Source organism: Allosalinactinospora lopnorensis (assembly GCF_000981225.1).
GTDB lineage: Bacteria > Actinomycetota > Actinomycetes > Streptosporangiales > Streptosporangiaceae > Allosalinactinospora > Allosalinactinospora lopnorensis.
On the sequence record NZ_LAJC01000173.1, the window covers coordinates 1 to 1669 of the forward strand.

At 70.9% G+C, this 1669-nt stretch carries 2 protein-coding genes; one reads left to right on the forward strand and one right to left on the reverse strand.

Annotation, left to right across the window (positions count from 1 at the left end; translation table 11 throughout):
* Positions 1 to 94: 94 nt before the first annotated feature.
* Entirely contained in the window at positions 95 to 439 is a 345-nt protein-coding gene (locus VS93_RS26325; RefSeq protein ID WP_046472532.1) for an ArsR/SmtB family transcription factor, read from the reverse strand.
* A 273-nt stretch (positions 440 to 712) separates the two neighbouring features.
* Here VS93_RS26325 and VS93_RS26330 point away from each other — a divergent pair, with 273 nt between their 5' ends.
* Positions 713 to 1489 carry a sporulation protein gene (locus tag VS93_RS26330; RefSeq protein ID WP_046472533.1) on the forward strand — a complete coding sequence of 259 codons (777 nt, stop codon included), beginning with the start codon at positions 713 to 715 and terminating at the stop codon, positions 1487 to 1489.
* Positions 1490 to 1669: the final 180 nt, after the last annotated feature.

A 1669-nucleotide genomic window follows, 5' to 3' on the forward strand; every position in this document is an offset into this window, starting at 1 on the left:
CCACTTCGCGGCCATGGAAGCCCCCGACCTGCTGACAGCCGACGTCCGGGAGTTCTTCCGCCTCGTGCGCTGAAGAAGGGCGCGGTGCGGCGCCCTACGGCTCCGCTCCCCGCTGCGGAGCCTCTGCCGCGTCGTCGGGCATGGCGTTCAGGTGCTGTTCGAGCGAGTCCAGGCGGCTGCTCCACATGCGCCGGTACGGCGCGAGCCACGCGTCGAGCTCGGCCAGCGGTTCCGCGCGCAACCGGTACCACCGGCGCTGGGCATCGTGGCGCACCTCGACGAGTCCGGCGTTGCGGAGCACCCTGAGGTGCTTGGAGACCGTGGGCTGGGTCAGGGTCAGCCTCTCCACGAGTTCCCCCACCGGGCGCTCTCCGGCGCGCAGCAGATCGAGGATCTCCCTGCGCCGGGGATCGGCCACCACCTCGAATGTCGATGCCATGCAAGAAATATAGCCAGGAAGGAATAAACGGTGTCAAGACGAACGGGGCGGCCGCGCGTCCTCAGCGGGTCCCGCAGCCGATACCGGCCCCGGCTTCCCGCGCCGGCTTTCGATCCGGCCGCTGCGCCGCACGCGCGTCCCCGGCCGGAGCGGCCGGTTTCCGTCAGAGGGTCCGCATGGAGCATGATCGGCGCGTCCGGTGGGCCGGAACGGCCCTCCGGCCCGGCGCGTCCAAGTGCCGGCCGACCATCGTGATCATCGAAAGGAAGTGCTGTGAGGCGTATTCTGGCGAGTCTGGGGCTGGGGAACGCGTCCGTGGAGACGGTACTGCGCGAAGCGAACACGGTTCCCGGAGGGGCACTGTGCGGTGAGGTGTTCGTCAACGGCGGTTCGGTGGACCAACGCATCGAACAGTTGACGGTCGGGCTGCAGGCACGCGTCGGAGTGGAGCGCGGAGACACCGAGTACAACCAGACCCTGGAGTTCACGCGGGCACGGGTCGGCGGGGAGCTGCATCTGCAGGCCGAGGCCCAGCTACGGGTCCCGTTCGAGCTGCCGGTGCCATGGGAGGCTCCCATCACCTCCCACCGGGGGCAGTACCTGCGGGGAATGCACGTGGGGCTGAACACCCAGCTGCACGTGGCCGGAGGTGTGGACCCCGGCGACCTGGACCCGGTGGCGATCCACCCGCTGGAGACGCAGGCGGTCATCCTGGACGCGCTGGAGCGGCTCGGGTTCGCCTTCAGCAAGGCCGACTGCGAACGGGGACGGGTGCGCGCCACCCGCCAGCAGTTGCCGTTCTACCAGGAGATCGAGTACCGCGCGCCGGGCCACTACCCGGGACTCAACGAGCTGGAGCTGACGTTCGTCGCCGACCAGCAGGGCTGTGACGTCGTACTGGAGATGGACAAGAAGGGCGGACTGCTGACCGAGGGCCGCGACACGTTCCAGCGGCTGCGGGTCGACCACGCCACGGCGGCGGGTGAGGACTGGGCGGCCCGGTTGCACGAGTACCTCCACGCGGCCGCGGGACAGCGCCGCTGGCTGTAGGCTCCGCCCCTTCCCCGGCGATGGCCGCGCCCGCGTGCCGGCGCGGCCGGTGCCTCGTTACCCATCAGTGGGGCCGGACCGCAGGGCCGACGCGGAGCCTGCGACAGGCTCCGCTCATGCCGGGGACCGCGGAACCGGTACGGCCCCGAGGCCGCACCGAGCACGTCCACGGCGGGGCCT

What these genes read in the sequence shown, in the direction of transcription:
- VS93_RS26325 (WP_046472532.1), bottom strand. Translation starts at nt 439, where the DNA reads ATGGCATCGACATTCGAGGTGGTGGCCGATCCCCGGCGCAGGGAGATC.